Below are 26,592 nucleotides of genomic sequence, written 5' to 3'. Positions count from 1 at the left end.
CGAATCATTCTGCTTTTTATATAGTTAGTAATCGGTATAGTCGTCAAATTCTTCTTTGTCTTTTTCCTTTTTCCGATCCCATATAAACAGCAGGAGTAACATAATAAAAGTTAGAATATAAAAACCGTAAAAAATAAATGCCGCCACAACATTTATAAATAAAAATAAAAAACCAATGATCTGACCTGCAACAGCTACAATCAACAAAATGTATTTCCAAACTTCTGCTTTTCTATCCATTCTCTACTTCTCCGTCTTTTTGTTTTTCCCTACTAGAAACGTTCTCTTTACTTATAATAAAAACGTTCCTGCCAGTAAACCGACTGTAAATAAACCAACTGTTCCAAATGCTGAAATCCCCACGTACGCCAACATTTTCCGATAAGATTTTTCCCGAATTAACTGTACGGTTTCCACACTAAACGTTGAAAAAGTGGTAAAGGCACCAAAAAACCCAATGCCAATCATTAAAAATATTGAATCATCATAAGCATGACTCGGAACCTTTCCATAATAACTACCGTAAAAAAGACCAAGCCCAAACGCACCGAGCAAGTTTACAAACAGCATTGAGACTGGAAAAGGAGGGTTTGAAACTGTTTTTGTAACTTTTAAACCCAAAAGATAACGGCATATTCCTCCAGCTGCCCCGCCAAGTGCCAAGCTCACTATGCTCATTTACTTCACCTCATGTACTTTCACTAAATTTTTCCCTGCCGCTTCACCGCATAGATAGCCTGCTAAAGCAAGAAGGATTCCACCTACTAAAGAGACAATGACATAAATGGCTCCCCAAAATAAATGGTGCTGAGTGAGAGAAATGACGTCTCCTGCAAAGGTTGAATACGTTGTAAAACCGCCGCACACGCCAACTCCTAGTCCAAGCTTTATCCATTCTTTTGGCTTTTTCCACGCAAAAAATCCTGTTAATAGGCCTAGTATGAAGCTTCCTAATAGGTTTTCAATTACCGTTCCTATTGGATAGCCCGTATATAATAAGGAAATATTTAGCAAATAACGCGCATATGTACCAGCGATAGCACCAAAGGCAATTGAGATTAAGTTTATGGCTTTCATCATATCGCTCCGTTTCATAAATTCTTCTTTAAGTGTACCATAAGGAATTTATTTCTACCTTAACATTTAACTATATGTTTATTGCACCAAAAGTCATGAAAAAATGAAAGAGAAAATCGTCGCATGAAACTTCCTTTTTACTCCTCAAATATCCCTTAAAAATCCACTTAATCCAAATTTTAAAATCTTTCTGTATCCTTATGACAAACCGTGTATAGAAGGTATATTTCCCTTATTTTAAGTCACATTAATCGTATAAGTTTTTTTTGTTGACTTTTGCTGTGTTCTTGTTTAGTATCACAGAGTATCATTTCCTATCAGAATACTAGGGGGTTTAGAAAATGAAGAAATTTGCTGCACTTTTGTCGCTACTATTAGCTTTCACAGTTGTGCTTGCCGCATGCGGTTCTAGCTCAAAAAATGAAGCAAACAATGGAGACAATAAATCTTCACAAGAGGATTTATATAATAAAGTGAAAAAAGATGGCGTATTAACAATTGGAACTGAAGGTACATACCCTCCGTTCACTTTTCATGATGACAAACAAAAGCTAACTGGGTTTGATGTAGAATTGGCTCAAGAAGTAGCTAAACGTCTTGGCGTAAAAGCTGAGTTCAAAGAAACACAGTGGGATGGCATGTTTGCCGGATTAGATGCTAAACGCTTTGACATGATTGCTAATGAAGTGGGTATTCGTGAAGATCGTCAAAAGAAATACGATTTCTCTGACCCATACATCCAGTCAGGCGCCGTATTAATTGTTCGTAAAGACGAAAAAGATATCAAATCATTTAAAGATTTAAAAGGAAAAAAATCAGCACAGTCATTAACAAGTAACTACAAAGACATGGCTCAATCTTATGGTGCAAACATTACGAGTGCTGAAGGTTTTGCTCAAGCAGTAGAACTAATGAGCGCAAACCGTGTTGATGCTACAATCAACGATAAATTATCGTTCCTTGACTATAAGAAAAAGCACCCTAACGCACCTATCAAAATCGCGGATGAAAAATCCGATGGTGCTGCAAGCGGCTTTATGTTTAGAAAAGACAGCGGTAAGTTAGTGGATAAAGTAAACAAAGCATTGAAAGATATGAAAAAAGACGGAACATACGCAAAAATTTCTAAGAAATGGTTTGGCGAAGATGTTTCTCCTAAATAATATTTTTCCTGATGGAGAGCGATTGAATCAATTGATTTCAATCGCTCAATCATCTCTCTTACCAATGCTAAAGGGAGCTATTCAATATTCTATTCCACTAACATTAATCACGTTTGTACTCGGTATCATTTTAGCTGTCTTAACAGCCTTGGCTCGTTTATCATCTATAAAAGTTTTAAATATAATTGCGCGCATCTATGTATCGATTATTCGAGGTACACCGCTGCTTGTGCAATTATTTATTATTTTCTACGGCTTACCCAATTTAGATATAACAATTGACCCATTTATCTCTGCTATTATTGGATTTTCATTAAGTGTAGGTGCGTATGCATCTGAAATTATCCGAGCAGCGATTCAATCTATTCCTAAAGGACAGTGGGAAGCTGGCTACTCACTTGGTATGACCTATTCCCAAGCGTTAAGACGGATTATTTTACCGCAAGCAGCACGTGTATCGATTCCGCCATTATCTAACTCTTTTATTAGCCTTATTAAAGATACGTCACTTGCATCGCTTATTCTTGTTTCTGAGATGTTCCGTAAAGCTCAAGAAATTGCTTCGACTAACTATGAATTTTTACTTCTTTATAGTGAAGCAGCGCTCTTGTACTGGATTATGTGTACAATCTTATCCATTATCCAAGGACGCATTGAAATAAGACTAGATCGTTACGTATCTAAATAACCGTTTCGAGTAGCTAAAGGAGTTTTTCATATGATTAATATCAAAAATTTGCATAAATCATTCGGTGATTTGCAAGTATTAAAAGGGATTGATTTAGAAGTTGAACAGGGCAAGGTAATTGTATTAATTGGTCCTTCTGGATCGGGTAAAACTACTTTTTTACGTTGCTTAAATCTTTTAGAAATCCCAACAGACGGCACGATTGAACTTGATAAAAAAAGCATGAATTTCACCAAACCTGTTCGTAAAAAAGACATTACTTCATTTCGAAGCCTAACAGGTATGGTCTTTCAAAACTATAACTTATTTCCTCATAAAAGTGCGCTTGAAAATGTTATGGAAGGTCCTGTAATTGTAAAAGGCGTTTCTACTCAAGAGGCAGAAAAAAGAGGTAAAGAATTGTTAACACGCGTTGGCTTAGGCGATAAGCTCGACTTTTACCCTTTCCAGCTGTCTGGCGGACAACAACAGCGTGTTGGCATCGCCAGAGCAATGGCGATGGACCCAAAAGTTATGCTATTTGATGAGCCTACTTCAGCTCTTGACCCTGAGCTTGTAGGAGACGTTCTTCAAGCGATGAAAGACCTGGCAAAAGAAGGAATGACGATGGTGGTGGTAACTCATGAAATGCGCTTTGCCCGTGAAGTAGCAGATGAAGTTATTTTTATGGATCAAGGTGTCATTATGGAAAGAGGTACACCGGATCAAATATTTTCAAATCCTCAACAAGAGCGGACACGTCAATTCTTGAATATGATTCATTAAAAAGGTTGCACATTTTCACGTGCAACCTTTTTCTTTATTTGGCTACTGCTTTTTTCATTAAATCTGTAATGTACGTAAAGAATGCTTCAGCTGTGACGTCATACACGACGTCTACAGGTCGTCCCTCTTCAGAAATTTCTGTTCTTCCTTGTCTTGGTGTTTCTGTATACACAATACTCGAAACGGTTTTTACCTTCACAAGTGTTGAATTCCCTGTAAATGCTGTTGTGAGTACGTCCCACAAATAATAAGTCGAATTGGTTTCAACATGCACAAGCGGCGGGCAAGCCGCGTAGCACTGCCCTACAAAGTCTACTCCTTCATACCTGCGAAGTGAAGCCCACATTTGGCGAATAGCCGGCGTTAATGGAACTTGATTCGTGCTTTCTAAAGCAACCATCTCAATTTTAATGCTGCTTTCCCATACTCTTGCTACTGCTTCTGGATCCCAAAAAGCATTCCATTCCGCCGTTCCATCATGTTCAGGCTCCTGCACATTTCCTACTTCTTGAAATGTACCGCCCATCCACACTAACTTATCAATTTTCTCTTCTATTTCAGGCGCTTTTTCAAGTGCTCTTGCCAAATCAGTTAGCGGTCCTGTAAATAATAAAGTCGTTTTTCCGTCTGTGTGCTGCAATGTTTCAATTAAATGATCATGAGCAGGCAGCTGACTTATTTTTGTTTGCACTTTCCCTTTTTCATTTAAAATTGGCAGTGCATCTACATAAAACGTATGCATGCGCCATTCTTTTGGAAATGGGTTCATACCACGTGAAGTAGATTTGGCTACCTCGATATCATAACTTCCAAAACGATCAATAATTTTTTGGCTTGCGCTGATACCTGGCTCTAAGTATCCGTCAGCAGGAATGACAGATACCCCCGTTACCTTTACATCATCCATTTGCAGCAGTAAAAAAAGGGATACTAAATCATCAATCCCTGCATCATGGTTAAAATATATGTTTGTGCTCATGTCTCTTCTCCTCTTTTCTATGTATCGCTACGTAATAGCTGTACCGCTATTTTATAATGAAATGGCCTCTTTGGTAATCAAAGTATTATGAACTTCTTTTACTATTTTCTATAATGGGTATAGAAATAAGGTAATCTATGTATAGGCATATACATCTCAGTATAGAAAGGAGAAATAAAATGAAGCAATCATTTTCAGCATTAGTAGTAGATAAAACAGGTGAAGAACAAGTGGAGGCGTCTGTCCAAGAACTGACGCTAAACGATTTGCCAGAAGGCGATGTACTTATTCGCGTTCATTATTCAGGGGTGAATTATAAAGATAGCTTAGCCAGCATCGCAAACGGCAATATTGTGACAAGCTATCCGTTTGTTCCAGGTATTGACCTAGCAGGAATCGTTGTATCTTCTGACAGCCCTGATTTTAAAGAAGGTGATCGTGTCATCGCAACAAGCTATGACATTGGCGTATCACACTTTGGAGGCTACAGTGAGTATGCGCGCTTACGCAGCGAATGGATTGTCCCTCTTCCTGAAAATTTGACGTTAAAAGAAGCAATGATTATCGGAACAGCTGGCTTCACAGCTGCTTTATCTGTGCATCGCTTAGAGGAAAACCATACTAGTCCATCTAACGGCTCTGTGCTTGTAACAGGGGCTACGGGAGGTGTAGGAAGCTTTGCGGTTGCCATTCTTTCAAAATTAGGCTACACAGTGGAAGCAAGTACAGGAAAAAGCTCGGAAGCAGCTTATTTGAAAGAGCTTGGCGCTTCCTCTATTGTAGCGCGTGAAGACGTTTATAACGGCAAATTAAAAGCATTAGGCAAGCAAAAATGGGCCGCTGCGGTGGATCCTGTGGGTGGAGAGCCCCTAGCTTCTGTCCTCAGTCAAATTCAGTACGGAGGCTCTGTAGCGGTCAGCGGGCTAACAGCTGGAGGCAAAGTGCCAACAACGGTCTTTCCCTTCATTTTGAGAGGGATTAATTTACTCGGCATCGATTCTGTTTACTGTCCAATGCCTACTCGAAAAGAGATTTGGAATAGACTCGCTAATGACTTTAAACCTGAAAGCTTCGAACCTTTCATTCAGCAGGAAGTTTCTTTACAAGATCTCCCTCAGGTTCTTCCTACTTTATTAAAAGGACAAGCTCGAGGACGAACAATTGTGAAGCTATAAAAAAACGGAGAAACCTGGGTTTCTCCGTTTTTTTACGAACAGACGCATGTTATTATGCATCTATTTTTGCTATTAAATCCGTCACTAATTCTTTCATCGTCACATCGGCTAAGACTTGTTCCATGGCATCTTGAGAACGTTTTAAAATCAATTCAAGGACACTTTGAATATTGGCTCCTACAGGACACTCCACATTCGGATTTTCATGCATTTGAAACAATTCTCCTTCTTCCACAGCCGCTACCGCTCGATAAACGTCTAACAACGTTATCTCTTCTAAATCTTTCAATAGATAAGCTCCGCCAGCTCCGGCTTTTACGCCCACAAGTCCAGCTTTCTTTAACATCCCAATTACTCGTCTTATAACAACAGGATTTGTATTTACACTGCTAGCAATCCACTCTGAAGTACTAGGATGACTGCTATCTACTTTAATTAAAGACAGTATGTGAACGGCCACGGTGAATCGACTGCTAATTTTCATTACTCTCACTCCTATTTTGTTGTAATCATTATAGTTACAACATTTATGAAAGTCAAGCGTGCTTTTTTAGGAAAGAATGTCTTCTTCTACCGCCTCATAAAAACGAAGCGTTTTCTTGATTTCCATAGCTTCAGAAAATGCTTTCGTTTTCTTTTTATTCGCTTCTTTATGTTCGTTCACATGTTCTTCTCTTGAGATCCACGCTTGAAAGAACTGCTTGTCTTCCCACTTTGATACAAAGACATATTCGACTTTATCCGCGGAATCTTTTTTCCAGCATTCGAACGATAAATTTCCTTTGGCTTCCTCGATTTCTGTTTTGTTTTTCTTAGCTTTTTGCTTGAGCTTTTCTTCAAATTTCTTTTCTGTTTCAAAACTTGCGTTTACAACAAACATCTTATCTCCCTTTCTAAATGAAAATGATTCTCACCAAATTATTGCATAGTAATTTTATTTTTTCAATTTATATGGATAATAAAATTACAGAAGCACAAAAAGACCGCTATTTAAGCGGTCTCCTTTTTATAAATGTTTTCGATGCACTGTTTTCCCGTCATACGTGAAGGCAATTGGCTTGCCTTCCATCATCGTTTCTAAATGAACGGGGCGGCCCCAAAGCTGATGAACATAAGGTACCACTTTTTCTAAGTATTTGACATCTAATTCAATTCCTTCATACCAGTGTTTTAAATAGAGCTCTCCATTTTTTAAATAGTCTCCATTGGTTACTGTGATGTAAGGAAATCCTCCGTTTACGCGCATATTAACAAGCTGATCTCTAACTTCTGTCCACTCTTTATCGACAATTTTATAGTCTTTTCCTTGTTTTTGGAATAAGTACATATCCTCCCGCATAACTAAATCTTTTGTTAAGTAATTGCGGATAAAGGAAATATCTGATTCAACCTCACGTACCTCAAACATCTTCTCTCTTCCTGACCCGGGCTCGACGCCCCGGCGAATCATATCTTCGGTTGGATTGTTGTAGCGTTCTTCAATGTCTTCAAAGATTTTTAATCCCAAATAATATGGATTGATTCCCGTCTTGGACGGCTGCACAACCCCTGCATTTAGCTTCGCGAATTCTATCGCTTCATCACTCGTTAAGTCCATTTCTCGAATAATGCGTTGATGCCAGAAAGAAGCCCAGCCTTCATTCATAATTTTTGTTTCAAGCTGCGGCCAGAAATAAAGCATTTCTTCTCGCATCATCGTTAAAATATCCCGCTGCCAATCCTCTAAATAAGGACTGTATTCTTCAATAAATAATAAGATGTCTTTTTCAGGCTGAGGCGGAAATTTTTTAAAAGACTTTGGAGGTTTTGGTTTTTTCTTTTCTTTATAATCCAAATTCCATAAATCATCATAAGGAGAAGTGATTTCTTCTTCCGATGATTCTACATCATCTATGCTCCAAGAAAGCTTGGCACGCATAAGAGACGGATCAATATGTTCCTGAATCGATAAGACAGCATCCAAAAACTTTTCTACTTCACGCTTACCGTGCTTTACTTCGTATTCTTTAATTCGATCAGCGGTCGCTGCCATACTTTCTACCATATCCCGTTTAGTGTTGGCAAAACGGCTGTTATTTTTAAAGAAGTCACAGTGAGCTAACACGTGAGCTACAATTAATTTATTCTGAATAAGCGCATTGGAATCCAATAAAAATGCATAACAAGGATCTGAATTGATAACTAATTCATAAATTTTACTCAATCCAAGATCGTAGTGTAATTTCATTTTGTAAAATTGTTTTCCAAAGCTCCAATGTGAAAAACGAGTTGGCATCCCATATGCACCAAACGTATAAATAATATCTGCCGGGCAAATTTCATAGCGCATCGGATAAAAATCCAAACCGAAACCGCTAGCTATTTCCGTAATTTCATCAATCGCACGGTATAATTGCTTATAATCTGCTTCTTTCACGACAGCTCCCCCTTTCACTCCTTACTTCAATCTATGTACAAACATGTCAATTCATGTGTTTTCATCAAAAAGAAGCTTTATTTTTTCAAGAAAAGGGGATTTTTATTTAGTTGTCTTAAATAATGGATGTAATGTAACTGTTACGCTTCGTTATTCGTTGCCTTTCTTATCATTTATCCGGTGCTGTACGTTTATTCTTCTTACATAATGACTACAACCTCTTTTAATTATGCACTGGTCTTTTGCCCAACATTTACAGCGTAAGAATTCCCGCAAATATCATACACTAATTTCAACTCCTCAAAAGGAGGAACGTTATTAATGGATGTAATTGATTATGATCGAGCTTTATATTACACACACCGTTCACAATGGGATAACTTATTAATTTTAATGGTTCGAACAGACGACGATTTTCTTTCAAAAAAGATTGAACATTTTTTGCACGCCTACAATTTTGAACGAAACTACCGCATCATTCAAGAAGAGCTTTATTCTTTACTACGCTACATTGATCATGCAACGGAATATTCGGAGCACAACCCGGAGCTTCTGGAAGAATCATTGTACTAGTATTTTTGATACACACACTTGGACAAAGAAGGGATGAATTCCCTTCTTTATTTTTTTATGTTGCACTAAAAATATGCATATTTCATTTCAAAAAACATCAAATAATATATGTAAACATATTTATTTTTATCGTTGACATAAAAGTGAATTCGACGTACAATCTTCAGTACATACGCTAAGATATTTCAGTACATACTGGGAGGAACATATATGAATACTAAAAGGTTTCGCACATTAGATTTAACATTAGCCGGTATGTTTGCAGCTCTTATGGCTATTGGTGCAAACATTACTTCTTGGGCACCTTTTTTACAAGTAGGCGGCGTGCCTCTTTCGCTTCAGCCTTTTTTTGTTATATTAGCAGGACTTTTACTTGGGAGCCGAATGGGTTCTATTTCGATGATTGTATATGTATTAATTGGCATTGCCGGCGCTCCGGTATTTGCTCAATTTAAAGCAGGAATTGGTATTTTATTTGGAAGCACCGGCGGCTTTTTGCTTTCTTATATTGTCGCTGCATTTATCACAGGAAAAATTATGGAAATGCGCGGCAAGCCGACTTTTTCTATCTTTTTAATTTCATCCCTAGTTGGTATTGCCGTTATTTATTTAATTGGTACTACGTATATGTATATAGCGGTTAACTACTGGCTTGAAGCTCCTGCAATGACATATGCAGCTGCTTGGAAGATTATGTCGTGGTTTGCTGTAAAGGATCTTATTTTCACTGTTCTTGGGGCTATGCTTGCTCCGAGAATTTATAAAGCCCTACGATCTTCTTCATATTTGTCAAATACACAATCAAATAAAGTATCATAAAAGAAGCCTGCTCAAGTTTGAGCAGGCTTTATTTTTATACCGTTTTCACTTTATCTAGTACACGCTCCACTTCACCCATTACAGCTGTTTGTACAGCTTCTAAATGGGCAATGCTCGTTGCTTCATCTTCTGACACAACGCCAAAATAGAACTTCACCTTTGGCTCTGTACCAGACGGACGAAGGCAGAACCAAGAACCGTCCTCTAAGATATATTTTAATACATTTGATTTTGGTAATGTAATCTCTTCTACTTTTACTGCTTTAATATGCTGGCGCTCACTTAATGTATAATCCTCTACAACCGAAACATTTAACCCTGCAATGTCAGTAGGAGGCTCATTTCTAAATGTAGCCAAAATATGCTGAATTTGCTCAGATCCTTCTTTTCCTTTAAGCGTTAAAGATTTCAGACCTTCACGATAGAAACCATATTTAGTAAACACTTGCTGAAGCGCTTCATATAGCGTCATGCCCTGCTTTTTATAATAAGCACAAGCTTCTACCGCTAGAATGGCTGCTTGTACAGCGTCTTTGTCACGAGCAAAGTCACCAATTAAATAGCCGTAGCTTTCTTCATAACCGAATTGGAATGTATACTCGCCCGTTTTCTCATATTGCTTAATTTTTTCACCGATAAATTTAAAACCTGTTAGAGTGTCAACAACTTGCAATCCAAATGAGCGAGCAATTTGTGCGCCGATTTCTGACGTTACAATCGTTTTTAACACAACGCCATTAGCAGGCAGCACGCCTTTTTCTTTCTTTTGAGAAAGCAAATAGTGAAGCAATAAAGCACCGGTTTGATTTCCTGTTAATAACGCATATTCGCCGCTTGGATCTTTGACAGCAATTCCTAAACGGTCTGCATCTGGATCCGTTGCGATTAAGAGATCTGCATCAATTTCTTTTCCTTTACGAACAGCATATTCAAATGCAGCCGGCTCTTCAGGATTCGGAGATTTAACCGTCGAGAAATTCGGATCAGGAAGTTCTTGTTCTTCAATAACCGTGACATTTTCGTAACCGATTGATTGAAGCGCGTTGCGAACTGGCTTATTAGCTGTACCATGTAGAGGTGTAAAAACTACCTTTAAGTCTTTACCTGTTTCAGAAGCTAGCCCTGGATTAATTAAAATCGTTTTTAGTTTCTCATTGTATGCTTCGTCAATCGCTGAACCAATCATTTCAATAAGACCTTTTTCTTTTAGCTCCGCTTCAGATTGAACAGCTAATGTAAGTTCATTTTCCACAGCATTTACAAAGCCAACTAGTTCATCAGCTTCTTTTGGCGGCAGCTGACCACCGTCTGGGCCATATACTTTGTATCCATTATATTCAGGAGGATTGTGGCTCGCTGTAATAACAATACCTCCAAATGCGTTTAACTCACGCACTGCAAATGAAAGTTCAGGTGTTGGTCTTAGCTCTTCAAATACATACGTTTTAATTCCTTGACTTGCTAATGTTTTTGCTGCTTCCATCGCAAATTCAGGCGATTTGTGGCGAGAATCATATGCAATGACTACGCCTTGCTTGACAGCTTCTTCGCCGGCTTGTTTAATGTACTCAGCAAAGCCTTCAGAAGCTTTTCGGATTGTATACGTATTCATACGGTTTGTACCCGCTCCAATTTCTCCACGCATTCCGCCTGTTCCAAATTCCAATGTTTTGTAAAAACTATCTTCTAATTGTTTTTCATCATCTTTGATTGCATCCAGATTTTGACGTAATTCAGGATCCAAATTTGGGTGATTAATCCAAGATGTATACGTTTCTTTCCAACTCATAAAAAAAGCCCCCTTATATAAATGTAAATATGTATGAAAAGAGAAAAACGAGTAATCGTCTTTCTCTTTTTTTAACAGTCATATTATATTTCTTCGTCAAAATTTGACTTCCTGCTATTATATTATGGCTGTATTGACAAATTTTGAGGTACTTTTTTATTTTATCATGAAATACCTGTCATACGGTTAACTTTTTCATCTACTGGTACAACTGCGTCATGAAGGTGCTGTTCTAATTCATCGGTATAAGCTTTTGTTTGCTCAGGCGTCCACTTTAACTCTTCGGCCATATGAGCAATCACTTGTTTTTTCCAGCTTCTTACCCAGTTGATATCAAAGAATAAAGCGCCCGTACGTCGAATGAAGAAGTCCACTGGTTTTGAAACCATTTCTTCTTCTATGCCATATTGAATTTGCAAAAATACACTAGCTGGAAGGTCGCTGTTTTTTAGCTGATCCGGACGTTCAATCATGTAGCGGTATACTTTGTCTACGTTTGAGCCATAGCGTTTTACAAGCTTTTCAGCAGCGTCACGTGATAACCCTAGTTTGATGCCTTCTTTGACTTTTTGCTCTACAAACGTTGGGAACCCGCCTGAACCTCCTACATTACCTCCAGAAATCGGTAAATGTTTAGTTTGACAGCTTTCAAATTCGCGTCCTTCTGCTTTAAAATCTTCAGCTACGCGATTTACGACAATTTCAGCCATTTTACGGTACCCAGTTAATTTCCCTCCAGCGATTGTAATTAAACCTGATTCTGATGTCCAGATTTCATCTTTACGCGAAATTTCAGAAGGATCTTTTCCTTGTTCGTGAATAAGTGGACGAACACCAGCCCAGCTTGATTCTACGTCGTCTACTGTAATATCAACCGTTGGGAACATATAGTTAATCGCATCAATAACATATTGACGGTCTTTTACAGTCATACGCGGATGTCTAGCGTCTTCTTTATAGACCGTGTCTGTTGTGCCTACGTATGTTTTTCCATCACGCGGAATTGCAAATACCATACGTCCGTCAGGTGTATCAAAGTAAATGGCTTGTTTTAACGGAAAGCGCTCTTGATCAATAACTAAGTGAATTCCTTTTGTTAATTGAAGCTGCTTGCCTTTTTTTGAATTATCTTTTTCACGAAGCGTGTCCACCCATGGACCTGCAGCATTGACGATTTTTTTTGCATAGATATTATATTCTTTATTCGTAAGCTGATCGCGAACAACAGCCCCTACTACTTTTCCTTTATCGTAGATGAAGTTTTCCACTTTTGTGTAATTGACTAAATCTGCTCCTCTTGCGGCAGCTTCTTTAGCTACTTCAATCGTTAAACGTGCATCATCTGTTTTATATTCAACGTAGTAACCGCCGCCTTTTAACTCTTTAGATTTCACTAGTGGCTCGCGTCTAAGCGTTTCTTCTGCGCTAAACATTTTGCGGCGCTCTGCACGTTTTACTCCTGCTAAGAAATCATATACGCGCAGTCCAATTGAAGTTGAGAATTTCCCAAATGTTCCACCCGTATGGAAAGGTAACAGCATCCACTCCGGAGTCGTTACATGAGGGCCATTTTCATATACAATGGCACGTTCTTTACCAACTTCGGCTACCATTTTAACTTCAAACTGTTTTAAATAGCGTAGACCGCCGTGAACAAGCTTCGTTGAACGACTAGATGTTCCTGCTGCGAAATCCTGCATTTCAACTAATGCCGTTTTCATGCCTCGATGAGTCGCATCAAGTGCAATACCTGACCCAGTAATTCCCCCACCAATTACTAGTAAATCATATTGATTTTGTGTCATGTTTACCAATTTATTCGAACGTGTTTGACTTGAAAACATACGTCATTCCCCTTTCATTTTTCAAAGATATCAAAATTTTCCAATATACAAAAAGAGAGACCACAAATCACATATATAGTATGCCTACATATGGATCTGTGGTCTCTCCGATTCTCCAACCAATTTATTAACTTGAATACATTATATCATACATGCGCTTTTAATTAAAGGGTTTTCATCAAATAATTACTTAAAAGCCATTGTTGCATGTACGGCTTTTTTCCAGCCGCTATATAATTCTTCACGCTTTTCTTCTTCCATATTTGGTTCGAAAGATTTTTCCATATTCCACTGCTGCGCAATTTCATTGCAATCTTTCCAGTAGCCGACCGCAAGACCCGCTAAATATGCTGCCCCAAGAGCGGTTGTTTCATTCACTTGAGGACGCTCAACAGGAACGTTTAACACGTCACTTTGGAACTGCATTAAGAAATTATTTTTAACTGCTCCTCCGTCTACACGCAATGTTTTTAATGTAATTCCAGAGTCTGCTTCCATTGCGCTTAATACGTCTCTTGTTTGATAGGCTAATGATTCAAGCGTTGCACGGATAAAGTGTTCTTTTTTTGTACCTCGAGTTAATCCAAACATCGCTCCACGTACATCGCTATCCCAATAAGGTGTTCCAAGTCCTACGAAAGCTGGCACAATATATACGCCGTCTGTAGACTCTACTCGTGTTGCATAGTTTTCAGTTTCAGCCGCATTTTTAAACATTCTTAAACCGTCGCGAAGCCACTGAATAGCAGATCCTGCTACAAAAATACTGCCTTCAAGCGCGTATTCTACTTTGCCGTTGATCCCCCATGCTAATGTAGTTAACAAACCGTGATCTGACTTAACTGCTTTTTCACCTGTATTCATGAGCATAAAGCAGCCGGTTCCATACGTGTTCTTCGCCATTCCTTTTTCATAGCACGCTTGTCCAAATAAAGCGGCTTGCTGATCCCCTGCTGCTCCAGCGATTGGAATGTTTTGACCAAAGAAATGATAATCTACGGTATGAGCGTATACTTCAGAAGAAGGCTTTACTTCCGGAAGCATAGATTTTGGTACTCCTAAGATATCTAGCAGTTCATCATCCCATTTTAAATCGTAGATATTGAACATAAGCGTGCGAGAGGCATTTGAGTAATCCGTTACATGCGCTTTTCCGCCTGATAACTTCCAAATTAACCATGTATCAATTGTTCCAAACAACAATTCACCGTTTTCCGCTTTTTCTCGTGCACCTTCTACGTTATCTAAAATCCACTTTACTTTCGTTCCAGAGAAGTATGCGTCAATTAATAACCCCGTTTTGTCGCGGAACGTATCGTTTAATCCTTTTGCCTTTAATTCTTCACAAATACCAGACGTTTGACGAGATTGCCATACGATAGCATTATACACAGGTTTTCCTGTTGCTTTTTCCCATACTACGGCTGTTTCACGCTGATTCGTAATCCCAATTCCTTCGATTTGATTTGCATGAACACCTGACTCAGATAAACAAGACGCGATAACAGCAAGGATAGAACCCCAAATTTCACTTGCATTATGCTCTACCCAACCTGGTTTTGGAAAGTACTGTGTAAACTCTTTTTGAGCTACATGCACAACTTCACCTTTTTTATTAAATAACATTGCTCGTGAGCTCGTTGTTCCTTGGTCTAAAGATAAAATAAATTTTTCCATATCAATATCCCCTATTCTCTGTATAGTGTCGTTTCTTTATTGTACATAGTTAGATGGTAAAGCGCATTCATTTTTTTGGTACTACTGCTGATTGAATTTGTGCTGCTTTTTGTTTAGAAACAGCGTAGATAACAGCTAAAACAATCACCGCAATGCTTAAGACAATCCATAAGCTGTTAGACATCTTATTTAAGAATGCTGCTTGATAAAATACTGCGCCAATTGATCCGCCTAATAAAGGACCCACTACTGGCACCCAAGCGTATTTCCAGTTTGAGCTGCCTTTACCCGGTATCGGCAAGATAGCATGAGCAATACGAGGCCCTAAATCACGAGCAGGGTTGATGGCATAGCCTGTTGTTCCTCCTAATGATAAACCAATACTTACGATTAAAAATCCTACTACTAAAGGATTTAATCCATCTGTAAATTTATTTGCTCCAATTGCTAAAATTCCTACCACTAATACAAACGTTCCAATTGCCTCACTTAGAACGTTTGCAAATGGGTTCGCAATTGCTGGTCCCGTTGCGAATACGCCTAATTTTGTACCAGCATCTTTTGTTTCTTTCCAGTGTGGAAGATAGTGTAAATAAACAACTGTTGCACCAAGAATCGCTCCAATAAACTGAGCTAAGATGTACATCGGTACTTGTGACCACGGAAAATCACCTGTAATAGCAAGCGCTACGGTTAACGCTGGGTTTAAGTGTGCCCCACTCATATTACCAACCGCATATGCCGCCATCGCTACTGCCATTCCCCATCCCATTGTGATAACGATCCATCCTGAATTAGCAGCAAACGATTTTTTTAAATTGACGCCCGCACATACACCAGCGCCAAGGATAATTAAAATCATTGTTCCAATTATTTCTCCTAAGAATGCCTGCATATAAATAACCTCCCCTTTGTATGAAAACAATTATAATGACAAGAAAATAAGAAAATCCACCATACATGCCCCTAATAAAATCATTAAAAGGCTATATCGTGGATCTCCTATTCTCCCTCACATCTATTAACTTATCTAGAAGTTTACTAGATGATGAAAGCGTTGTCAAACAGTTTTTTTAAGTTGAAATACTCCACAGTTCTCTATTTGATGTTGTAACAGCAGAAGCCCCGGCTCCTAAAGCATTACGAACTTCTTCTTCGGTTCGTATTAAACCTCCGGCTAACACCGGAATGCCTGTTTCAGCTTTGACTTCTTGGATTAAAGTGGGCACAATTCCAGGAAGAAGCTCAATATAATCGGGTTTTACTTTCTTCATTAACTCGTAGCTTTTCTTCAAAGCCGTGCTGTCTAATAAAAAGACCCGTTGAATGGCATAGATTCCTCTTTGTTTAGCTTTTAAAATGACGTTTGTTCTTGTCGAAATAATCCCCGCAGGCTTAAACTCCTGACACAAAAAATCAACCGCATACTCATCGTGCTTTAAGCCATGAATTAAGTCTAAATGAATGATTAGCTTTTTTTCATGCTTATGAACCTCTCTCATAATTCCTTTTAGCATGCCCACTTGATTGTCTAAAAGAACTCCGTACTCGTAATTGCTTACTAAAAAATTTTCCAATTGCTTCATATCTCGAACAGCGGGTAATACCGATTGTCCATGAAAACTCATGTTTTCCCCTCTTTTCCATGGTTAGTCCACAAAATTCATTGTAATAGTTTTTATTATGGCAAAAGTTGAAATAAAAAACACCATGCATTTGCATGATGTTTTTAGAAACTGCGTTATTTTTTATATTTAATATTGTAAACGTCATGGCGTCGATCTTTTAATTGACGAACCGTTCCTGATTGACGCTGGCGACGAAGAATTTCTAAATCTACATCTCCAATAACCACCATTTCAATATTAGGGTTACATTCTCCTACAATACCGTCTCGTGCAAATTCAAAGTCAGACGGTGCAAAAATAGCAGACTGAGCGTACTGAATATCCATATTTTCTGTTTCAGGCAGATTTCCAACCGTACCTGCGATAACCGTATAAATTTGGTTTTCGATCGCACGAGCCTGAGAGCAGTATCTTACGCGCAGATAGCCTTGACGATCTTCCGTACAGAATGGTGTAAAAATAATATTTGCACCTTTATCTGTAGCAATACGAGCAAGCTCCGGAAATTCAATGTCATAGCAAATTTGGATCGCAATTTTCCCACAATCTGTATCAAACACTTCAACTTTATCTCCTGGGCTAATTCCCCACCATTTTCTTTCATTAGGTGTAATATGCACTTTGTACTGCTTTTCAATTGTTCCATCTCGGCGGAATAGATAGGCAATATTAAAGATATCTCCATTATCTTCTTCGACGAAGTGGGATCCTCCAATAATATTTACATTATATTTAACCGCTAAGTTAGTAAATAACTCAATGTACTCTTCCGTATATTCTGCTACGCGCTGAACCGCTTTGCTTGGAATCTTTTCATTCAAGAAAGACATGAGCTGAGTTGTGAAAATTTCCGGGAATACGCAGAAGTCGGCTTTTGCATCATAAGCAACATCTGTATAATATTCTACCTGTGTTGCAAACTCTTCAAATGAATTGATCTGTTTCATCATATACTGAACAACACAAATACGCACTGGGAATGATGTTTTAAAATGGCGTTTTGAACGGCGAACATAATCTACGTTGTTCCATTCCATAAGCGTTGCATACTTATTAGAAGCTAGGTCATCAGGAAGATAACCAGGGTTTATACGCATAAGCGTAAATCCGTTCATTAGCTGAAAAGATAGTACTGGATCATAAATTTTATGATGAATAACTTGCTCTACATACTCTCTAGGCGACATTTCAGCTGAATGCTTATGGTAATTAGGAATTCTTCCTCCGATGATGATACTTTTAAGGTTCAATTCACGTGCTAAATCTTTACGCGCTTCATATAAGCGGCGTCCTATTTTCATGCCGCGATACTTTGGATGAACCATTACTTCAATTCCATACAGATTGTAGCCTTCCGGGTTATGATTTGTAATGTATCCTTCGTCTGTAATATCGTCCCACGTATGCTGATCATCGTACTCATCAAAGTTCACAATCAAGCTGGAACAAGATCCGATAATTTCCCCGTCGTACTCTGCACATATTTGTCCTTCTGGAAAAATGGCCAGATGACTTTCAAGCTGTTCTTTTTTCCACGGATCCATTCCGGGGAATGATAGCTTTTGAAGTGCTAAAATTTCATCTATATCGTCCGGTTTGATGTTACGAATAATCATTTTTTTCTCGAATTTTGATAAGTCTATTGTAGACATACGCTCAAACAACCCTTTCTCTCTCTTCATTAGGCAATTAGTTTCCCTGTTTTTTATTATAATAAACATTATTAAAAATTCAAAAAATGAGGGTGAGACATAACGAAATAAATCCAATCGAAAGACGCACAAATGGATTAGCTCGTATGGATAGCTTGTGACACCGCTGTTGACTTCCGTGCAAGACTTCGCTTTCCGCGGGCGGCCGCAGGAGTCTTCACCCTCCCATCAACTGCTAGAAGGAACGAAACAGATGAAACCTGCGTTCACCATAATAAAAAAAACGAACCAAGAATCAAAATTCTGATCAATGGTTCGTTTTTCACTTAGGCTAAAATACTTTTGTCCCAGCCTCATTTTCTATTTGCAAATATCTAATTTTATGGATGTTTTTTTATTAGGATAATTTTCAATAAATCCTGGTCCTAAAGAGACTTTAATGCCATCTATTTTATATACATTGTAACGTTCACCGCGATTTAACGTACGAATCTTTACCCATTTTCCTTGTTCTTCTTTTAACAAAACCATCGGTGATTGAATCGTTACAAAACCAATTTGGCCTTTTGAGAGCTTTTTCGTTTTACAAAGATTCTGGGCAACTGGAGTACTGCTTATTTTGTATTTGTTTTTCATAGCGATTGAATCAAAACTTTGAGAATGAAATTGACCAATAACCACTTTTGTACCGGTTTGAACGCGGTCAAACAGCCAGCGTACTTCTTCATCATACATACGAATGCACCCTGAACTTGCGTAGGTTCCGATAGAACTTGGATTATTATTTCCATGAATAGCGTACGTGGTGCCATACGTTCCGCGCGCATTTAATCCTAGCCAGCGATCACCTAGTGGATTCCTAGGATCTCCTCCCCGAATGTTGTCTTTATAATAAGGCCGGTTTTTAATTTTATTCACAATGCTAAAAGTACCCTCTGGTGTATAACTCATCTGCCTCCCTGTCGCAACTTTGAACGTCTTTACTAATTTTCCTCCATTATAAAAAGCAAGGGTGTTAGTAGATTTATTAATGATAATAAGTTGATTTGACGCCGCAGAAGCATTGCCTGTCAGACCCATCCCTGCGAGTAAAAAAACAAGCCCAACAAAAAAAACAGCCACCTTTTTCATTTATCGACTCCCCCAATTTCTCTTATATCTATATAAGAAAAGTATAGGATGAAAGGCAAACCATCAGAACACTTTTTACCTTATAAGTCAAAATACATTAAAATCTTTCACGCACCCCTTTTTACTGACAAGAAGCAATAAATGTACATAACAAAAAAACGGCCCTTTAAAGGGCCGTTTCATTTGTATTTAAAGCTTCACTTCAACTTTTGCATTTTTCTTAAGTTCTTCAACTTTTTTCTGTAATGCTTCTTGTTTCTTTTGTTGTTCAAGCTGCTGCTTAATTTGAGGCTTTACGTCTTCAAGCTTTGGCATTTGAGATTGTTCTTTACTGCCGCTTGCTTGACTTTGGCTTTGTTTTGCAAATTGATTGTAATAATCTTGAATTTCCTTATCTGTTACTTCAGGTGTTTGGATATCTTTATCTACGTACTGCTGATATTTAATGCTGTCAGCCAGCTCAGACTTTAATTGTGATTGAGTGATTCCTGCATCTTTTAAAGCCGCTTTGAACTGTTTATCTGTTTTGAACTGCTTTTTCGTTTCTTTTAACTTTTTATTTACTTCTTCATCAGTTGCTTTATAGCCTTTGTTTTCAGCTTCTTGCAATAGCAGCGTTTGACCTACTAAATTGTCAATTGTTTGCTGCTTTACTTGTTTAGCTGCTTCTTTAGAAGTTGGGTCTTGTCCCATTTGTTGGTACTGATTTTGTGATGTAGCCAGGGCTGCATTATATTCTTCACCCGAAACTTTTTTACCGTTTACAACTGCTACGGTTTTCTTTTCATCTACTTTTTGTTTATCTAATTTCTTCTGCATTTCTTTTGCTTGCTTTTCCTGCTTTTCCTGAGCCTCTTTTTGCTTCTCAGTTTGTGCAGTTTTTTGATCATCGTTCTTTGATTGCTTTGCATCATCGTTTGAACCACAAGCTGTTAAAGCTGCAGCAATTAACCCAATGAGCAATGTATACATCAGTTTTCTCATGATTAATCTCCTTTCATAATCCCAAACGATTATTAGCTATTCGAAAAAATCATCTAGGGGGCATTGTATATGATATAGGCGTAAAAAGAAACCATTTAGGCTAATTTTAAACATATGTAATAAGATTGAAACGTTTTGTAATCTTATGAAAGGTAAATGCTTTCGTTTATACGACCTGTCTAATCATAACATTATTTAGTATGATTTACATAATTTACAGTAAGCTATTCATCATACATTCTTTTCTTTAAAGCTTTTTTTACATTAAAGATGACAGTATTTGATCACATAATCTCATCGTTTTTACATTGTCGCTCCCACTGGAAAGAGGTTCTTGGTCATTTGTACAACACTCAATAAAATGAGCCATCTCTCCAACAAAACCACGAAGGTAAAGATCTCGATAAGCTCCCGACATCGGTGAAGCAGAAGGTGTAAACACACGATTGTTTTCTTTTAATGATTTCCACGGTAATTCATCAAAAGTCTGGGATTCGTGAATAGTTAATGAATTTATTTCGTCAACAAAAGCAAAGCCATCGTCAAATGTCACTAATAAGTTTTCACTTTCTCGAGACCATGCTGTCATGCCAGTAAAATACAGGCTCCCTACAGTGCCATTGTCAAACTTCAGCGAAATACTATTTGAAATATATTCACCATGATTATTTCTGAACCCTGTCACGTGAACGACTTCGCCGAACAAGTGACGGACGAGATCAACAATATGTATGGCAGCAAGCTTCATAAACTGCTCTTCATCTTTACAAAAAGGGGTACTGTCTACAGCAAATCTTGCTTGAAATGAACGGACACTTCCTAGGCTACCTTCTTCAATTAATTCTTTTAACTTCATATAACAAGGCGCATAGCGCTTCATAAAACCTACCATAACTTTTACGCCAGCTTGCTTAGCAGCATCTGAAATCTCTTTTGCTTCTCTTTCATTCATCCCCAAAGGCTTGTCCACATAAACATTTTGTCCTGCTCGAATGCAATCCAGCACCAAAGCAGGATGATCTTCAGGCTGTGCCACAACCACTACTCCATCGCACTTTTCTTGCTTTAGCATTTTCTTATAATCATCGTACGGCGTACCGCTGCTCCCAAATCGTTGAAGAGCAGTTTTTGATCTTTCGATACTGCGTGTGGAAATTGCTTTAATTTCTGCTCCCGCTTCAATAACAGAGGGGTAAATGTTCGTTGATGCGTGAAAGCCTGCACCGATAAAACATAATTTTGCTTTTGTCATGTTTTCGCTCCTATTTATTTTTTGATGGATTTATACAAGTTTGACCATATCACAAGCTCTTTTTGAATGTCCAATAGAAGTCTGAAATATATGATTAAAAAGAGGCCGGTACAGAACTAAATGAATCCAACCTAAAGACGAACAAATCAGATACATGAACTGAACCGCTTATGACACCGCCGTTGATTTCCATGCAAGGCTTCGCTTTCCGCGGGCGGGCGCTGAGCCTCCTCGTCGCTTACGCTCCTGCGGGGTCTCATCTGTCCCGCTTTTTCCGCAAGAGTCTTCGCCTTGCCCTTCAATCAACTGCTGGAAGGACGAAACAGATGAAGTTGTATTCACCATAAAAAAAAAAAACGAACCACTCATCAAACTTGCTGATCAATAGTTCGTTTTTCACTTAGGCTAAAATACTTTTCTCCCAGCCTCTTTAATTTATGTATGAATTATAAAACGATTCATACGAATACGTAATCAAATTGTTTTCTTTTGCAAAACACTCAATGGAAACAGGAAATAAAAACCCGTATTTTTTTAAAATTGCAATATTTTTTTCGAATTGCTCGCAGTCGCTTTCTTCAATCGGCCGATGTTGAATCGCTTCAATTACGGCAATTATTGTCTGAAGGCTACTAATGACTTGCAATGCTTCATCGAGTAAGCCATTATATAAATGGTCTGTACAATAATCTGGATTTAATAATTCATCAGGATTAAGCTTATCTACAGATACATACCGAGGTAACAAGTCATAGCGAAGCTGTTCAGTCAACTCTTCTATGTAATTCTCCATTTCTGGCGGAGCTGCTTGGGCAATTTTCATGGTTACCCCCCCTTTTTTCTCTTAACTTATGTCTCTTTATTTAGCATAACATAAACATAAAACGAGAACTTCAGGTAGTTATTTCCTCCTAATTATTTACAAGTTCTTTTTAAAGATTAAAGGATATTTACTAGTATGTAAGGAAGGGATTAAATATGAGTATACACGGCCAATGGCTAGAAGATAAAATCGCAAAAAATGATGCAGGGCAAACAATTGAAGATTATTTAAAAACGAAATGGCGTATTCCTAAAAAAACGCTGCATCAGTTTCGGATGAATAAAAATGTGCTTATAAACGGTGAACCTTTACCATGGAGGAACACTCTTAAGGAAAATGATAGAGTGTCACTCCCTTTTTTTGAAGCAGAACCTGATGAAATAACACCTTACAATGTTAATATAGAGATTTTGTTTGAAGATGAACACGTGCTAATTGTAAACAAACCAATAAACCTAAATACTCATCCTTCATCAGAGCAGGACCAAAAAACTCTTTTAAATGCTGTAGCTGCTTATTTTCAAAAAATAGGCCTCAAAACAAAGCCTAGACACGTTCACCGTTTGGACAGCGATACATCAGGTGCTATCTTATTCACAAAGCATTTTGTAGCAAGCTCTGTGTTTGACCAGCTGCTGGCTGAACGTAAAATTGACCGGACTTATGTTGCTCTTGTCCAAGGACTCATGAAACAAGAGCAAGGAATCGTTAATGAACCTATTGGACGCGATCGCCATCACGCTACGAGAAGAAGAGTATCTAGAACGGGACAAGCTGCCAAAACATCTTATCGCGTGTTAAAGCGCAATATGGCAAAAAATGAAACGCTTATTGAACTTTCGCTCGAGACCGGACGCACTCACCAAATACGTGTTCATATGAGTCACATCGGCCATCCATTACTTGGTGATACGCTTTATGGCGGAAAGAGATTAAAAGATCAGCAGCAAGCTTTACATGCCATTAAGCTTTCTTTTATACACCCGTTTACACATCAGCGCGTGTCAGCTGTTGCACCTCCAGATCAGCAGGTTTTTTTACCGTACAGCAACTTGTTTTCCTATTAAATAAAAAAGAGCGCCAATAACATATTGGCGCTCTTTTTTATTTAATTTTAAATTGACGAATCAAGTTCGCCAATTCTTCACTAATCTCTTGCAAATGTTCAGCCGATTGAGAAACAGTAGAAATAGCTCTAATTTGTTCTTCTGTAGAAGCCGTAATTTCTTCCGTTCCTGCTGCTGATTGCTGTGCAATAGCTGCTATACTTTGAATGGCCGCTACCACGTCTTCCTTATGCTCATCAATGCTGTCCATGCTGCTTGTTACATGTTCGACAGCCGCTGCCACCTGCTCAATGGTAGTAGCAATTTCACGAAAAGCTTGTTCTGTGTCTCCTACCACAAAGTCTTGAGATTTTGAAAGTTCTTCTGTCCGGTTGCATTCTTCACGAGCAGCCGCGACTTCCCCTTGAATCGCTGCAATCGTGTGGCGAACTTGTTCAGTAGCCTGAGAGGACTGTTCAGCAAGTTTTCGTACCTCTTCAGCTACTACCGCAAATCCTTTGCCATGTTCTCCTGCACGAGCTGCTTCAATACTAGCATTTAGTGCAAGTAAATTTGTCTGATCTGAAATGCTATTAATTGTAAAAATAATAGATTCAATTTCTTTCATCTTACTTGTTAACTCTTCCATTACCGTTTGAACACCGTGAATCGTCTGAGATGATTCGGTAGTTTGGTTGCGAAGCAGCTGCATTTGTTTTAAGCCTTTCTCATTGATGGTTACAGCTTCAATCGTCATTTTATTAATCTCGGAGTTTTGTTCAATGACTTCTTCAATTTGTGAAGATAAACTCATCGTTTTGTGATTAGTAGAGTCAGCGTCAGAAGCCTGCTGCGTGGCGCCGCTGGCAATCTCATGGATAGCCCGGCCAATTTCTTCACTGGATGCAGTTGCTTCTTCAGATACAGCACTCAAGTCTTCAACAGACGTTTTTACTGTCTCAACAGACGTTTGAACCGTGCCAATCAATGTTTTCATTTTAGCTACCATATCGTTAAATAAATGAGTAAGTTCACCAATTTCGTCTTTTGACTTCGTCTGAACCTGAACTGTTAAATCGCCAGCTGTTACTTTGGCTACTTCGTTTTTCAAGCGGCGAATTGGATTCGTAATGATTCTTGAGAAAAAGATGGTTAACACCACTGATAATAAGATGCCAATTAACGCAATCCAGACAATCACATTCAGTAAATGATGAGCGCTTGAGAGCATTTCATTATAAATAAAGGCGTTTCCTATCTTCCAATTTGTTCCTCCAAGAGTATCATATGCCATCACTCTCTCTTCACCTTGAAAGGTATACTTCATGAAATCTTTATTCCGGTCTGCTTCGTACATTTTTTTCATAAATGGCTGATTCATTAAATTTTTTCCAGCTTCTGTTGGATGAACGAGCGCTGTGCCATTTTGATCAAATAAAAATGCATATCCACCGTGATTTACTTCTGCTTTACCTACAATGTTTTTTAATGCATCTAAGTCTAAATCAGTAGCTATAACGCCCAGCACCTTTTGAGTATCTGGGTCCAAAATGGCCTTTGCAATCGTCACGACCGTCTTTTTTGTTGCTGCATCCTCATATGGATCCGTATAAATTACTTGATCAGGTGATGCCACTGCTTGTTTGTACCAAACTCTTGAAGTCGGGTCATAACCTGATCCGTACTCTTGCTTGGGAACAGAATACATTCCTTTATTTTTAGTGCCTATGTATTCAAGTGCCAGGTTTGGATATTTTTCTTTAAACTGCGTAAACTCTTTTTGAACCGTATTCCATGTAAAATACGGATTTTTCTCTTGGTTTGTTTGATTTCCTTCCTGCTTAACAAAATTAACAATTACATCGTTTTCACTATACGTCAGCAACGAACGACTATACATGTCTAAGTACGTATGAATCGTTTCTTTTAACTCTTTCACTTGACTTTGAGACTGAATCTCTACATCTTTTTCTATTTGCGTTTTGGTAAATTGATAAACAGCCCCTGAAACAACTAATAATAAAATAGCTATAAAAATACTAAAAAATACTACGAGCTTTGCACTTAACTTCTTCATTCCCTCACCCTTCTACAAAAATCTTTATATTACTAATAACGGCTTTTCATTTTCATTTTCGAAGAAGTTTTTGTGAATTATTTCAAATTTCCCCAAAAATAAAACCAGCCCATCCTTTCATAATGAAAGAACGTGCTGGTTTTATTTTTGCTTTTCGTATGCATCAGGTTCAATATGAACAAGCGTATCTTTAATCTGATGCTCATCGTTCATCATATGTTCAATTTGATCAGCAATTTCATGACTTTTAATAACATTTAAATGGGGATCTACTTTAACAGTTACATCAATCACGACTTGATTACCAAGCTTGCGCGCTTTCACATCTTCTACTTCTTTTACACCTTCTACAAGCCCAATGCTTTCTTTGTAGTGCCCTAACTTTTCTTCATCAAATCCGTCCGTTAAGGAGTGAGCCGCTTCTTTAAAAATCTCGATGGCTGTTTTACAAATAATAATTCCCACAGCAAAAGCAGCTACCACGTCCAGCCAGGGCAAGCCGAATTGTGAGCCGAAAATTCCCACAACAGCACCTATACTCACAAGTGCATCAGACAAATTATCTTTAGCAACCGCATATAAAGACTGGCTATCAAGTTTTTTAGCAAGCTTACTATTATACCGGTAGACACCACCCATAACAGCAGCCGCTCCAAGACCTACCCAAGCAGCCAGTAAATTAGGCGCTTCAGATTTGTCCATAAATAATGACTGACCCGCGTCGACCAATACTTCTAGTCCGATGACCATCATGATAAAAGAAGCAATAAGTGAAGAGATATGTTCCGCTCTGGAATGTCCATAGGGATGATCATTATCGCGAGGTTTTTTAGAGATTTTTAAGCCGACTAAGACGGCAATTGATGCAATAATATCTGTAACATTATTAAGACCGTCGGCTTTTAAAGCAGAGGAAGCGGTGACACCCGCAATAATAAGTTTACATGCTGATAAAAAGATATATGATAAGATACTAACCCAAGCGCCTTTTTGGGCTTGCTCATAGTAGTTCTCCATCCCTTCCACTCCTTTAT

Annotated in this window: 27 protein-coding genes; 7 read left to right on the top strand and 20 right to left on the bottom strand. The window is 38.3% G+C overall.

The genetic code is table 11. The features are described from left to right. Positions 1-24 precede the first annotated feature (24 nt). From WKH56_RS31615 to WKH56_RS31605, 3 genes are read right to left on the bottom strand one after another with little or no spacing between them, the layout of a single operon-like run. Positions 25-240: a hypothetical protein gene (locus WKH56_RS31615; RefSeq protein WP_013055279.1), complete on the bottom strand. Its 216-nt coding sequence runs from the start codon at positions 238-240 to the stop codon at positions 25-27. 51 nt (positions 241-291) lie between these two features. Beyond that, the gene (gene crcB, locus WKH56_RS31610; protein ID WP_028412580.1) at positions 292-678 is read right to left on the bottom strand and encodes a fluoride efflux transporter CrcB; all 387 of its coding nucleotides are present in this window, start codon (positions 676-678) and stop codon (positions 292-294) included. Next, a complete protein-coding gene (locus WKH56_RS31605) occupies positions 679-1,095 on the bottom strand; it encodes a fluoride efflux transporter FluC (RefSeq protein ID WP_481861972.1) in 417 nt (138 codons plus the stop codon). Between the two features lie 323 nt (positions 1,096-1,418). Here WKH56_RS31605 and WKH56_RS31600 point away from each other — a divergent pair, with 323 nt between their 5' ends. Genes WKH56_RS31600 through WKH56_RS31590 form a run of 3 tightly spaced genes read left to right on the top strand, consistent with a single transcriptional unit; the run spans position 1,419 to position 3,693 of the window. Then, on the top strand, positions 1,419-2,240 hold the full coding sequence (locus tag WKH56_RS31600) for an amino acid ABC transporter substrate-binding protein (RefSeq protein ID WP_034268043.1): 822 nt from the start codon (positions 1,419-1,421) through the stop codon (positions 2,238-2,240). Next, the gene (locus WKH56_RS31595) at positions 2,224-2,928 is read left to right on the top strand and encodes an amino acid ABC transporter permease (RefSeq protein WP_013055275.1); all 705 of its coding nucleotides are present in this window, start codon (positions 2,224-2,226) and stop codon (positions 2,926-2,928) included. The genes WKH56_RS31600 and WKH56_RS31595 overlap by 17 nt, the downstream gene beginning before the upstream one ends. A 30-nt stretch (positions 2,929-2,958) precedes the next feature. Next, positions 2,959-3,693, top strand: a complete 735-nt coding sequence (locus tag WKH56_RS31590; protein ID WP_013081645.1) for an amino acid ABC transporter ATP-binding protein — start codon at positions 2,959-2,961, stop codon at positions 3,691-3,693. Between the two features lie 34 nt (positions 3,694-3,727). Here WKH56_RS31590 and WKH56_RS31585 read toward each other — a convergent pair whose 3' ends face one another. Beyond that, a complete protein-coding gene (locus WKH56_RS31585; RefSeq protein WP_028412584.1) occupies positions 3,728-4,672 on the bottom strand; it encodes a nucleoside hydrolase in 945 nt (314 codons plus the stop codon). 179 nt (positions 4,673-4,851) lie between these two features. On the opposite strand from WKH56_RS31585, the gene WKH56_RS31580 reads away from it, so the two are divergent. Next, complete coding sequence (locus WKH56_RS31580) at positions 4,852-5,847, top strand: NADPH:quinone oxidoreductase family protein (protein WP_028412585.1); 996 nt, start codon at positions 4,852-4,854, stop codon at positions 5,845-5,847. A gap of 52 nt (positions 5,848-5,899) precedes the next feature. Here the strand turns inward: WKH56_RS31580 and WKH56_RS31575 are convergent, their stop codons facing one another. The 3 genes from WKH56_RS31575 to WKH56_RS31565 all read right to left on the bottom strand — a co-directional run bounded on the left by WKH56_RS31575 (position 5,900) and on the right by WKH56_RS31565 (position 8,263). Further along, complete coding sequence (locus WKH56_RS31575) at positions 5,900-6,331, bottom strand: Rrf2 family transcriptional regulator (protein ID WP_013081642.1); 432 nt, start codon at positions 6,329-6,331, stop codon at positions 5,900-5,902. A 66-nt stretch (positions 6,332-6,397) separates the two neighbouring features. Next, the gene (locus tag WKH56_RS31570) at positions 6,398-6,727 is read right to left on the bottom strand and encodes an antibiotic biosynthesis monooxygenase family protein (protein ID WP_063247708.1); all 330 of its coding nucleotides are present in this window, start codon (positions 6,725-6,727) and stop codon (positions 6,398-6,400) included. Positions 6,728-6,853: 126 nt separating this feature from the next. Next, complete coding sequence (locus WKH56_RS31565) at positions 6,854-8,263, bottom strand: SpoVR family protein (RefSeq protein WP_033580662.1); 1,410 nt, start codon at positions 8,261-8,263, stop codon at positions 6,854-6,856. A gap of 321 nt (positions 8,264-8,584) precedes the next feature. On the opposite strand from WKH56_RS31565, the gene WKH56_RS31560 reads away from it, so the two are divergent. Beyond that, entirely contained in the window at positions 8,585-8,836 is a 252-nt protein-coding gene (locus tag WKH56_RS31560; protein WP_013055267.1) for a YhdB family protein, read from the top strand. Positions 8,837-9,046: 210 nt separating this feature from the next. Continuing rightward, positions 9,047-9,655 (top strand): biotin transporter BioY, encoded by a 609-nt coding sequence (locus WKH56_RS31555; RefSeq protein ID WP_014461709.1) that lies wholly within the window; start codon positions 9,047-9,049, stop codon positions 9,653-9,655. A 34-nt stretch (positions 9,656-9,689) separates the two neighbouring features. On the opposite strand, the gene WKH56_RS31550 is transcribed toward WKH56_RS31555, so the two are convergent. The 11 genes from WKH56_RS31550 to WKH56_RS31500 all read right to left on the bottom strand — a co-directional run bounded on the left by WKH56_RS31550 (position 9,690) and on the right by WKH56_RS31500 (position 22,435). After that, positions 9,690-11,444, bottom strand: coding sequence for a phospho-sugar mutase (locus WKH56_RS31550; protein WP_310884171.1), 1,755 nt, complete (start codon positions 11,442-11,444; stop codon positions 9,690-9,692). A gap of 164 nt (positions 11,445-11,608) precedes the next feature. Next, positions 11,609-13,288 (bottom strand): glycerol-3-phosphate dehydrogenase/oxidase, encoded by a 1,680-nt coding sequence (locus WKH56_RS31545; RefSeq protein WP_048020627.1) that lies wholly within the window; start codon positions 13,286-13,288, stop codon positions 11,609-11,611. 186 nt (positions 13,289-13,474) lie between these two features. Further along, positions 13,475-14,965, bottom strand: coding sequence for a glycerol kinase GlpK (gene glpK, locus WKH56_RS31540; protein WP_048020629.1), 1,491 nt, complete (start codon positions 14,963-14,965; stop codon positions 13,475-13,477). Between the two features lie 67 nt (positions 14,966-15,032). Then, entirely contained in the window at positions 15,033-15,860 is an 828-nt protein-coding gene (locus WKH56_RS31535) for an MIP/aquaporin family protein (RefSeq protein WP_048020631.1), read from the bottom strand. A 178-nt stretch (positions 15,861-16,038) separates the two neighbouring features. Next, complete coding sequence (locus tag WKH56_RS31530) at positions 16,039-16,593, bottom strand: glycerol-3-phosphate responsive antiterminator (RefSeq protein ID WP_033580667.1); 555 nt, start codon at positions 16,591-16,593, stop codon at positions 16,039-16,041. Positions 16,594-16,706: 113 nt separating this feature from the next. Continuing rightward, positions 16,707-18,245, bottom strand: a complete 1,539-nt coding sequence (locus WKH56_RS31525) for a carbon-nitrogen hydrolase family protein (protein ID WP_013055260.1) — start codon at positions 18,243-18,245, stop codon at positions 16,707-16,709. A 360-nt stretch (positions 18,246-18,605) separates the two neighbouring features. Further along, the gene (locus WKH56_RS31520) at positions 18,606-19,376 is read right to left on the bottom strand and encodes a L,D-transpeptidase (RefSeq protein ID WP_033580668.1); all 771 of its coding nucleotides are present in this window, start codon (positions 19,374-19,376) and stop codon (positions 18,606-18,608) included. Between the two features lie 189 nt (positions 19,377-19,565). Further along, entirely contained in the window at positions 19,566-20,360 is a 795-nt protein-coding gene (locus WKH56_RS31515; protein WP_310884170.1) for a SurA N-terminal domain-containing protein, read from the bottom strand. Between the two features lie 259 nt (positions 20,361-20,619). Beyond that, positions 20,620-21,612 carry a Gfo/Idh/MocA family protein gene (locus WKH56_RS31510; protein ID WP_310884169.1) on the bottom strand — a complete coding sequence of 331 codons (993 nt, stop codon included), beginning with the start codon at positions 21,610-21,612 and terminating at the stop codon, positions 20,620-20,622. A gap of 168 nt (positions 21,613-21,780) precedes the next feature. Then, entirely contained in the window at positions 21,781-21,918 is a 138-nt protein-coding gene (locus WKH56_RS31505; protein WP_198017439.1) for a hypothetical protein, read from the bottom strand. 124 nt (positions 21,919-22,042) lie between these two features. Further along, positions 22,043-22,435: a YhcU family protein gene (locus tag WKH56_RS31500; RefSeq protein WP_013081630.1), complete on the bottom strand. Its 393-nt coding sequence runs from the start codon at positions 22,433-22,435 to the stop codon at positions 22,043-22,045. A 155-nt stretch (positions 22,436-22,590) separates the two neighbouring features. Here WKH56_RS31500 and WKH56_RS31495 point away from each other — a divergent pair, with 155 nt between their 5' ends. Continuing rightward, complete coding sequence (locus tag WKH56_RS31495) at positions 22,591-23,502, top strand: RluA family pseudouridine synthase (RefSeq protein ID WP_048020635.1); 912 nt, start codon at positions 22,591-22,593, stop codon at positions 23,500-23,502. A gap of 37 nt (positions 23,503-23,539) precedes the next feature. Here WKH56_RS31495 and WKH56_RS31490 read toward each other — a convergent pair whose 3' ends face one another. Next, entirely contained in the window at positions 23,540-25,558 is a 2,019-nt protein-coding gene (locus WKH56_RS31490; protein ID WP_342837366.1) for a methyl-accepting chemotaxis protein, read from the bottom strand. A 141-nt stretch (positions 25,559-25,699) separates the two neighbouring features. Beyond that, positions 25,700-26,575 (bottom strand): cation diffusion facilitator family transporter, encoded by an 876-nt coding sequence (locus WKH56_RS31485; protein ID WP_310884166.1) that lies wholly within the window; start codon positions 26,573-26,575, stop codon positions 25,700-25,702. Positions 26,576-26,592 lie beyond the last annotated feature (17 nt).

Source organism: Priestia sp. SB1 (genome assembly GCF_038898415.1).
Note: the sequence above shows the minus strand (reverse complement) of the source record. Positions and strands in the feature narration are given on the sequence as shown.

Bases quoted from the DNA above. Each gene is read 5' to 3' on its own strand.
- WKH56_RS31535 (WP_048020631.1), bottom strand. From the start codon at position 15,860: ATGCAGGCATTCTTAGGAGAAATAATTGGAACAATGATTTTAATTATC.
- WKH56_RS31495 (WP_048020635.1), top strand. From the start codon at position 22,591: ATGAGTATACACGGCCAATGGCTAGAAGATAAAATCGCAAAAAATGAT.
- WKH56_RS31530 (WP_033580667.1), bottom strand. From the start codon at position 16,593: ATGAGTTTTCATGGACAATCGGTATTACCCGCTGTTCGAGATATGAAG.
- WKH56_RS31575 (WP_013081642.1), bottom strand. From the start codon at position 6,331: ATGAAAATTAGCAGTCGATTCACCGTGGCCGTTCACATACTGTCTTTA.
- WKH56_RS31500 (WP_013081630.1), bottom strand. From the start codon at position 22,435: ATGAAAATTGCCCAAGCAGCTCCGCCAGAAATGGAGAATTACATAGAA.
- WKH56_RS31590 (WP_013081645.1), top strand. From the start codon at position 2,959: ATGATTAATATCAAAAATTTGCATAAATCATTCGGTGATTTGCAAGTA.
- WKH56_RS31580 (WP_028412585.1), top strand. From the start codon at position 4,852: ATGAAGCAATCATTTTCAGCATTAGTAGTAGATAAAACAGGTGAAGAA.
- WKH56_RS31615 (WP_013055279.1), bottom strand. From the start codon at position 240: ATGGATAGAAAAGCAGAAGTTTGGAAATACATTTTGTTGATTGTAGCT.
- WKH56_RS31485 (WP_310884166.1), bottom strand. From the start codon at position 26,575: ATGGAGAACTACTATGAGCAAGCCCAAAAAGGCGCTTGGGTTAGTATC.
- WKH56_RS31510 (WP_310884169.1), bottom strand. From the start codon at position 21,612: ATGACAAAAGCAAAATTATGTTTTATCGGTGCAGGCTTTCACGCATCA.
- WKH56_RS31525 (WP_013055260.1), bottom strand. From the start codon at position 18,245: ATGTCTACAATAGACTTATCAAAATTCGAGAAAAAAATGATTATTCGT.
- WKH56_RS31605 (WP_481861972.1), bottom strand. From the start codon at position 1,095: ATGAAACGGAGCGATATGATGAAAGCCATAAACTTAATCTCAATTGCC.
- WKH56_RS31555 (WP_014461709.1), top strand. From the start codon at position 9,047: ATGAATACTAAAAGGTTTCGCACATTAGATTTAACATTAGCCGGTATG.
- WKH56_RS31560 (WP_013055267.1), top strand. From the start codon at position 8,585: ATGGATGTAATTGATTATGATCGAGCTTTATATTACACACACCGTTCA.
- WKH56_RS31490 (WP_342837366.1), bottom strand. From the start codon at position 25,558: ATGAAGAAGTTAAGTGCAAAGCTCGTAGTATTTTTTAGTATTTTTATA.
- WKH56_RS31595 (WP_013055275.1), top strand. From the start codon at position 2,224: ATGTTTCTCCTAAATAATATTTTTCCTGATGGAGAGCGATTGAATCAA.
- WKH56_RS31600 (WP_034268043.1), top strand. From the start codon at position 1,419: ATGAAGAAATTTGCTGCACTTTTGTCGCTACTATTAGCTTTCACAGTT.
- crcB (WP_028412580.1), bottom strand. From the start codon at position 678: ATGAGCATAGTGAGCTTGGCACTTGGCGGGGCAGCTGGAGGAATATGC.
- WKH56_RS31585 (WP_028412584.1), bottom strand. From the start codon at position 4,672: ATGAGCACAAACATATATTTTAACCATGATGCAGGGATTGATGATTTA.
- WKH56_RS31570 (WP_063247708.1), bottom strand. From the start codon at position 6,727: ATGTTTGTTGTAAACGCAAGTTTTGAAACAGAAAAGAAATTTGAAGAA.
- glpK (WP_048020629.1), bottom strand. From the start codon at position 14,965: ATGGAAAAATTTATTTTATCTTTAGACCAAGGAACAACGAGCTCACGA.
- WKH56_RS31545 (WP_048020627.1), bottom strand. From the start codon at position 13,288: ATGTTTTCAAGTCAAACACGTTCGAATAAATTGGTAAACATGACACAA.
- WKH56_RS31520 (WP_033580668.1), bottom strand. From the start codon at position 19,376: ATGAAAAAGGTGGCTGTTTTTTTTGTTGGGCTTGTTTTTTTACTCGCA.
- WKH56_RS31515 (WP_310884170.1), bottom strand. From the start codon at position 20,360: ATGAGAAAACTGATGTATACATTGCTCATTGGGTTAATTGCTGCAGCT.
- WKH56_RS31550 (WP_310884171.1), bottom strand. From the start codon at position 11,444: ATGAGTTGGAAAGAAACGTATACATCTTGGATTAATCACCCAAATTTG.